Source organism: Anaeromyxobacter terrae (assembly GCF_022690685.1).
In the GTDB taxonomy this organism is placed as follows: Bacteria; Myxococcota; Myxococcia; order Myxococcales; family Anaeromyxobacteraceae; genus Anaeromyxobacter; species Anaeromyxobacter terrae.
Map to the genome: position 1 here is coordinate 80,538 of NZ_JALCYY010000019.1, position 7,440 is coordinate 87,977.

Below are 7,440 nucleotides of genomic sequence, written 5' to 3' on the forward strand. Positions count from 1 at the left end.
CGCGGGGGGCGCGAGCGAGCAGCCGCCTGCGCGTGAGACGCGGCGTGTCGCGACCGCGAGGGGCTCGTCCCGCTACGTGTGCGTCGGCCCGCCCTTCGTCTCGCTCGCGGCGCCGGGCTTCGCGGCGACTTGCGCCTTGGCCTCGCGCTGCGTCGCGTTCTTCGCGGCCTTGGCGTCGGCCCGGGTCTTCACGTCGGCGGCGGCCTGGGCTCTCGCCTCGGCCTGGGCGGGCGTGTCCACGTGCGGTGAGACGCCCTTCTTCGACAGCTCCTTGAAGCTCATGGTCGCCTCGATCCTGCGCGGGTTCGTGTGGACATGGGGTGTAGTGCGTGAGGGGCCGGCGGGCAGCCGAATCGCCCCGTCACGGCGACGCCTTCGCCGCGACCGGGCCCAGCATCGCCTCCACGCGCGCCTTCAGCGCCGAGCGCTGGATCTCCTCACCGCTCAACCGCTCCCCCTTCTCCTTGCCGCCCTGGAGGAAGACGAGCGTCGGGCTCGCGGTCACGCCGAGCTTCGCCGCGAGCTCTGCGTTCGCCAGCCGCTGGACCTTCAGGAAGCGCACCTTCCCCGCGAACTTCTCCGCCACCGCCGCGAACCTGGGGGCGAGCGCCTCGCAGGCCTTGGACTCCTTGCCGCCGTGGAAGTCGAGCACGACCGGCAGCTCCGTCCCGACCACCTCGGTCTCGTAGTCCTTCTCGGCGATCTCCTTCACGTGCAGCGCCTCGGCCTCCTTTCCGTTCGGATACTCGGTCACGGGGAGCTTCACGTTGAAGCGGTTCTCGGTCCTGCTGCTGAAACGGTTTCCCATTCGACGTCCTTTCGGCGCAGACGGGTCCAGGCCGGGCGCGCAGGCGCCCACGCTCGTCGCGCGTGTTGCGGTGTTGCGGTGAGCCGCGAAGGAGCGGCGGGAGCTCCGGGAGCCTCAGCCCGTCGCGAGCGGCGCGCTCACGACGGTCGCCACGGCTCGCAGGTACGGCAAGCGCCCCGCCCACTCCAGCTCGAAGAAGCCGTGATTGGCGCCCCAGAGCACCCACGGCATCATCTCGCCGTCGTGCACCCACACGATCTTTCGATCGAGCGCGCGCAGGCGGCTACGCTGCTTCGTGCACCACGCCCGGCGCGCCAGCTCGCGCCACCCGGGGATCGCGTTCGTCAGCAGCGCTGAGATGAACGCGGTCGCGGTCATCTACCACTCGTAACACCATTCACCTGTCCGCGCCGCCCTCGGCCCCATGATGCCGCCGGACGGGTGCCGGACAGGCGGACGTCACGCGCTCCTGGACGGCCCGAGATCGTCCATGCCCGGCATCTTCGCGATCTGTGCGCGAGCGGACCTCCAGGCCTGCTGCATGATCCAGGACAGCGAGCGGTCCTGGCGCGTCGCCTCCTCCTGGATCTCCCGGAGCATCTCCTCCGGGAAGTACAGCGACTGCTTTCTCTTCTCCGAGGGCTGGGCCATGCGCACTTGTACGCCCCAGCGTGCGCCGATGGGAAGATGTGCCGAAAAAGCACCGCGAGGAGCTTCACTCGTACACCGCCACCTGCACGAACCCGGTGAGCGCCGACGTTCCGTAGAAGCTCCGCAGCTCGAGCCCGGAGGGCGCCGCGCCGAACGGCAGGTACAGGCTCGCGAGCACCGTGACCTTGTCGCCGAGATCGAGCTTGAGCTGCGGGGCCACGACGCCAGAGCCGTCGTCGGGCGCCAGGAGCGCGGTGAGGGTTCCGGTGACCACCTCGGACAGCTCCGAGGTGGCCACGACCGCGAGCGCGTGCCTCCCCGGGATCTGCGTGTCGCCGCGCAGGAGCCGCTCGCGGAAGGCCGGATCGAGGGCGAGCCGCCCGAGGTCGCGCGCCCGGCGCGCGCCGAAGGTCGCGTAGTGGTACTCGGCGACGACGGTGATGCCCTTCCAGACCGTGAAGTGGTTCGAGGCGCCAGCCACGCCCTTCAGGGCGAGCCGGTCGCTGCCGAGGACGCCCCCGGCCGGCAGCGGGTCGCGCGCGCGGAAGGCGGCCGCCTCGGCGTGGAGCTCGGCGTCGCCGGCGGCCGCCGACAGCACCGCGCCGCCGAAGGCGTCACCCGCGCGCCACCCGCCGACGAGCTCGCCATCCACCTCGCCGCGCCCCATCCGCAGCCGGCCCGCCGCCGCCATGTCCCCCGCCCGCTCCGCGCCGACCCAGAGCGCCTCGAACGAGCTCGTGTCCCCGAGCCGGGCCTCGCCGCGCACGGCGTCGATCCCCCGCCGCCACTCGCGGTCCACCTCCAGGGGCGTGAAGGGGTTGAAGAGGTCCACGGCGCCGAACACGACGCCGCGGCCCCAGCCGACCGCCTGCCGTCCCACCGTCAGCGTGCCGCGCGGATCCTGGAGCTGCACGGCGGCCCGATCGAGCTCGTGTCGCCAGGAGAGCCCGTCGCCCTGGGCGATGGACGCGTCGAGCGGGCGGAGCCGCCAGGACGGCGCGACGTTGCGCGGCAACAGCGCCAGGCCCGCCTCCGCTCCCGTGCCGCCGGAGTCCACGCGGAGGCGCTGCTCCCACGCGCCGAGGATCGTGGCCCACGCGCTCGGGCGCACGCTCCCATCGAGGCGCAACCGCCAGAAGCCCGAGCCGGTGTTCCGATCGGGGAAGAGGAGCGGGTCGTCCGGGTTCCGCTCCACGAGCCCGCTCGCCTTGAGCGAGACGCGGAGATCGTAGGCGCGCGCCGCGCCCTCGGGCTGGGGCGCGGTCGGCGCGGCGCCGGGAAGCTCCGCTCGATGCTCGACGGGCCCGGCGCGAGCGGACGTCGCCCCGAGCGCGCAGAGCGCGGCGACCAGCGCGGCGGCGCTCACGGCCCGAGGTGCCCCGCCGCCTCGGCCTTGCCGACGCCGGGGAGGATCTCGTGGGGCGCCTCGCCGGGCTTCTCCTGGTCGCGCGCCACGCGGCCGTCCACCAGCGTCACCACCCGGACCGCGTGCGCGACGACGCGCGGGTCGTGCGTCGAGAAGACGAAGGTCATGCCGTGCCGATCGCGCAGGTCGCGCATCAGGTGCATGAGGATCTCCGCGTTCTCGCCGTCGAGGTTGGCGGTGGGCTCGTCGGCGAGCACGAGGCGGGGACGCGCGGCGACGGCGCGCGCCACCGCCACCCGCTGCTGCTGGCCGCCGGAGAGCTCGGCGGGGCGGCGGTCGGCGAGCTCGCCCAGCCCGAGCTCGTCGAGCACGGCGCGGGCGCGCTCGCGGCGCTCGCCGCCGACCCCTTGCAGCTCGAGCACGAACTCCACGTTCTCGAGCGCGGTGAGCACCGGCACGAGGTTGTACGCCTGGAACACGAAGCCGAGCTCGCGCAGGCGCAGCTCGGCGCGCGCGGCGCGGGAGAGGTCGGCGATGCGCTTGCCGAACACGAGGAGCTCGCCGCCGGTGGGGACGTCGAGCGCGCCGGCCAGGTTCAGGAAGGTGGTCTTGCCGCTGCCGGACGGGCCGACGAGGGCGAGGAACTCGCCCGTGCGCACCTCGAGGTCCACGCCGCGCAGCGCCGGGACCTCGATCCGACCCTGGCGGAAGATCTTCGTGACGCCGCGCGCGCTCAGGATGACGTCGCTCATTGTGCGACCCTCAGGGCCACGGCGGGATCGGTGCGCGCCGCGAACCAGGCCGGGTAGAGCGAGGCGAGCGCCGTGGCGCCGAGCGCGACCGCCAGCACGTAGGGGACGATCCAGGGGCCGAGATCCCCGTAGATGACGGGCTCGATGAGGATGCCCTGGAACGACCAGGTGGCGCCCATGAGGCGGGAGAGATCGAGCCCGCGGGTGGAGAAGAGCCACAGCACCGGCAGCCCGAGGGCGAGCCCGAGTGCCCCTCCGGCGAGACCGAGCGCGAGCGCCTCGAGGAGCACGAGCCGGACCATGCGCCTTGCGCGCATGCCGAGGGCGGAGAGCACGGCGAACTCGCGGCGGCGCTCCAGCACCGCGGCGAGCTGCGCGCTCGCCACCCCGAGGACCACGATGAGCAGGATGATCCCGTTCACGAAGCGGTTCGTGGCCTTGTCCTGCTCGAGGTGGCCCTTGAACTCGGGCGCGAGGTCCTCGAACGTCAGCACCTCGTCGCCGGGCGCGATCCGCGCGGCGAGCGCCGCCCGCGCTGCCGGCGCCGACCGGTGATCCGAGAGGAGCACGGTCACCTCCCCCGCGCCGCGGAGCCCGGTGAGGCGCTCCAGCTCCCCGAGCGTCACCTGGCAGATGCTCGCGTCGATCTCCTCGCTGCCGGTCCGCACGATCCCGACGATGCGCAGCATCCCGCTCTCGATCCGTCCGCCCTCTCCGACCACGGTCGCGAGCAGGTCGTCGCCGAGCTCGGCCTCCAGGCGGTCGGCGACGGCCTGGCCCACCACCGCCGCGCCGGGCTCGTCGTCGGGCCGCAGCCAGCGCCCGGCGACGACGTTCCGCACGAAGCGGTAGGCCCGTTGCTCGGCCTCTGGATCGACGCCCACCGCCTCGATGGGGACGACGTGCGTGCCCATGGCGAGCAGCACCTGGGCGCGGGCCCGCGGCGCCACCACCGCCACGCCGGGCAGGTCCCGCGCGGCGGCGAGATCGGCCTCGAACCCTGCGAGCCGCAACCGTGGATCGCGCCGCAGCCGCCAGCCGCGAGGGACGACGCGGAGGTGACCGGAGCCGCTGTAGGCCGCCGCCCGCGCGAACAGCCCCTCGCGCCCGCGGTTCATGCTCTCCATGAAGAGCGCGAGCGCCACGCCGATGGCGATGCCGAGCACGGAGAGCGCCGTCCGCCGGACGTTTCGCCCGACGCTCCGCAGCGCGTACTTGCCCGCCACGAGCGCCATCATCCCCTCAGGGCCTTCGAGGGCTGGAGCCGGGCGACGCGCGCCGCGGGCCAGGCGGCGGCGACGAGCGAGGTGAGCCCGACCGCGGCGACCACGCGCAGCACGTCCTCGACCGCGAGCGTCGGGTAGAGCCGGAGCGACCAGCGGAGCCCGCCGAAGGAGAGCTCCTGCGGACCGCCGCCGGTGAGCGCGGCGTAGTCCACCCCGGTCCGGTGCGTCGCCGCGACGAGCGCGACGCCCACGCCCGTGCCCGCGAGCGCCCCGACGAGCCCGAGCATCAGCGCCTCGACCACCACCATCCGCACGATCCGTCCAGGCCGCGCGCCGAGCGCGAGCAGCATCCCGAGCTCGTGCGTGCGCTCGTGGGTGGACATGAGCATGGTGTTCGCCACGCCGGCGGCGGCCGCCACGAGGACCAGCACGAGTACGAACAGCCACGCCACGCCGACGAGCTCGATGAGGCCCACCATCTCCGGCGAGAGGGTGCGCCAGTCGAGCACCTCGAGGCCGCGGAGCGCGGGGAGCGCGGAGAGGTGGGAGGCGAGCTCCCCGGCCCGGGCCGGGTCGCGACCGCGGACGACCAGCTCGTGCGCCTCGTCGCCCATGGCGAAGAGGGTCTGCGCCTCGCCGAGCGCCATGAGAACGCCCTGCCGGTTCACGAAGTCCACCGAGGTGTCCACCAGACCCGCGACGCGGTAGAGGTCGTTCGCGAGCGACCCGTCGGCGCCCTGGCCCACCACGGCGAGCGAGTCGCCGACGCGCAGGCCCATCTGCTCGGCGAGGAGCCGGCCCACCAGCACGGAGCGGCCTGCCGGCAGCGCGGGGGCGCCGGCGAGGAGCCCCATGGGGTGGGTCTCGGCGGCGGGGTCCACCCCCACGACGACGACCGCGAACCCCTCCTCGCCGACCGCCGCGAGCGCGGGGGCGTAGACGCGCGCGGTCGCGTCGGTGACCTCCGGATCGCGGCGCAGCGCGGAGAGCGTCGCCGTGACGTCGCGCAGCGTGCGGTCCATCGACCGGTCCTTGCGCCACTCCGGCGCGTGCACCTGGACGTGGCCGAGCATGGGCCCGGTGACGGTCTCCGTCATCCAGTCACCGTAGGCGCGCAGCACGCTGTCGTAGGCGAGCACGAGCACCACGGACAGGCCGATGGCGGTCACGGCCAGCGTGGTCCGGCGGCGGTTCCGCCACAGGTTCCTCCAGGCGAGGCGCAGCGTGCTGCCGGTCACGATCGCCTCCTCAGCGGCTCCGCTCCAGGTTCGCGAGGCTGAAGGTGTCCGCGGGCACCTCGGCGTCGAAGCGGACCTCCAGGTAGCGCATCTCGGTGCGCTTTCCCTCCGTCCCCTCGGGCACGAGCGCCATGTGGCTCGGGATGCGGCGCCCGCCCATCGTGCGCACCTCGTCGAAGCGCATCGTGCGGGCGAGGCGGCCCTTGCGGTCGAAGTGCCGCTCCTCGATGGGCAGGTCGTCGTCGCCCACGAGCAGCTCGATGCGCGCCCACCGGCCGACCACGCCCGGCTTCGCCGTGAGCCCGATCCACCAGCCCGGCGGAGCCTCGCTCCGCCGCTCCACCTTCGCCTGGAAGTCCTTGCGGAGCGACGACTCCTTCACGAGGTCGTCGTTCGTGAAGTCGGTGCCCATCCAGGACCCGAGCATCATCGAGGGCGGCACGCGGATGGTGCGGGCGATGCGGGGCAGCCAGTTCCAGAGGTTGTCGCCGTCGCGCAGCGTGGCCGTCCCCGCCTCGCGGGGTGGCGCCTCCACCACGACGAGCACCTGCTCCTCGCCGCGCGTCCACGCCGCGAGCCGCATCGTCCGCGTGGTGCGCGGCGACACCACCGTGATCTCGAGCCGGGCGACGCTGCCCTTCGAGCGGTACAGATCGTCGATGCGCGCGAGGAGCGCATCGACGTCCGGTGCGCGTGGGGTGGCGGCGGCGGCCGCCCCGGCGAGGAGCACCCCCGCGGCGAGCGCCAGGCTCCGGAGCCGCTTCTCGGCGCGATCCCGCCAGACCGGTCCCACGGCTCTCCCTTCGAGCGGATGCTACTTCCGCTGGAAGGGGCGAGCGCAGAACGGCCCATGGTGGTTGTGGCGAGAAGTCCTCGAGCGGGCGGAGCACGCGCACGCCGCGCACCGCGCACCGCGCGCGGTTCCCCGGCTCGTGCTTCGACGAGCTCAGGACGAGCGGATCGAAGACCGCTCGCCCTGAGCCTGACGAGAGGGCCCTCGTCCCCGGAAGGAGCGGCCCGTCCTGCCGGGCCGCTGACGGTCGTTGACCGCCTGTCGGCCGGGGTCTCTACTCCGAGGAGGAGAGCGGCATGGAGGGCACGGGCCAGACCGGGCGCTTGCTCGTCGCGGCGCTCGCGCTCGCCGCCTGCGCGAAGGGCGCTCCCGAGCCGCTCCGCGCCCACGGGACGGTCGAGGCGCGCGAGGTGCGGGTCGCCTCGCGGGCGAGTGGCAGGGTGGCGAACGTCCTCGTGGACGAGGGTGACCACGTCCGGGCGGGCGCGCCGCTGGTCGAGCTGGACCTGTCGGAGCTGGAGGCGCAGCGCGCGGAGGCGCAGGCCGCCGCCCGCGGCGCGGCGGCCCGGGAGCGCGCGCTGCTGTCGGGGCAGCCGCAGGACGTCG

9 protein-coding genes and 1 pseudogene are annotated in these 7,440 nt (G+C 74.2%); 1 reads left to right on the plus strand and 9 read right to left on the minus strand.

Annotated features, from left to right (window positions below; translation table 11 throughout):
* Positions 1–72 precede the first annotated feature (72 nt).
* The 9 genes from MNY62_RS10825 to MNY62_RS10865 form a co-directional block, all read right to left on the minus strand.
* Positions 73–282, minus strand: a complete 210-nt coding sequence (locus MNY62_RS10825; protein ID WP_242344169.1) for a hypothetical protein — start codon at positions 280–282, stop codon at positions 73–75.
* Between the two features lie 79 nt (positions 283–361).
* On the minus strand, positions 362–808 hold the full coding sequence (locus MNY62_RS10830) for a thioredoxin family protein (protein ID WP_242344170.1): 447 nt from the start codon (positions 806–808) through the stop codon (positions 362–364).
* Between the two features lie 114 nt (positions 809–922).
* Positions 923–1,186, minus strand: coding sequence for a hypothetical protein (locus MNY62_RS10835; protein WP_242344171.1), 264 nt, complete (start codon positions 1,184–1,186; stop codon positions 923–925).
* Between the two features lie 81 nt (positions 1,187–1,267).
* Complete coding sequence (locus MNY62_RS10840; RefSeq protein WP_242344172.1) at positions 1,268–1,459, minus strand: TIGR04563 family protein; 192 nt, start codon at positions 1,457–1,459, stop codon at positions 1,268–1,270.
* Positions 1,460–1,523: 64 nt separating this feature from the next.
* Positions 1,524–2,825: a hypothetical protein gene (locus MNY62_RS10845; RefSeq protein ID WP_242344173.1), complete on the minus strand. Its 1,302-nt coding sequence runs from the start codon at positions 2,823–2,825 to the stop codon at positions 1,524–1,526.
* On the minus strand, positions 2,822–3,577 hold the full coding sequence (locus tag MNY62_RS10850; RefSeq protein ID WP_242344174.1) for an ABC transporter ATP-binding protein: 756 nt from the start codon (positions 3,575–3,577) through the stop codon (positions 2,822–2,824). Before MNY62_RS10850 ends, MNY62_RS10845 begins: the two co-directional genes overlap by 4 nt.
* Positions 3,574–4,815, minus strand: a complete 1,242-nt coding sequence (locus MNY62_RS10855) for an ABC transporter permease (RefSeq protein WP_242344175.1) — start codon at positions 4,813–4,815, stop codon at positions 3,574–3,576. The genes MNY62_RS10850 and MNY62_RS10855 overlap by 4 nt, the downstream gene beginning before the upstream one ends.
* A complete protein-coding gene (locus MNY62_RS10860; protein ID WP_242344176.1) occupies positions 4,812–6,041 on the minus strand; it encodes an ABC transporter permease in 1,230 nt (409 codons plus the stop codon). The genes MNY62_RS10855 and MNY62_RS10860 overlap by 4 nt, the downstream gene beginning before the upstream one ends.
* 10 nt (positions 6,042–6,051) lie before the next feature.
* Positions 6,052–6,834: an outer membrane lipoprotein-sorting protein gene (locus MNY62_RS10865; protein ID WP_242344177.1), complete on the minus strand. Its 783-nt coding sequence runs from the start codon at positions 6,832–6,834 to the stop codon at positions 6,052–6,054.
* Positions 6,835–7,130: 296 nt separating this feature from the next.
* Here MNY62_RS10865 and MNY62_RS10870 point away from each other — a divergent pair.
* Positions 7,131–7,440: pseudogene (locus tag MNY62_RS10870) on the plus strand (biotin/lipoyl-binding protein); the annotation flags it as partial.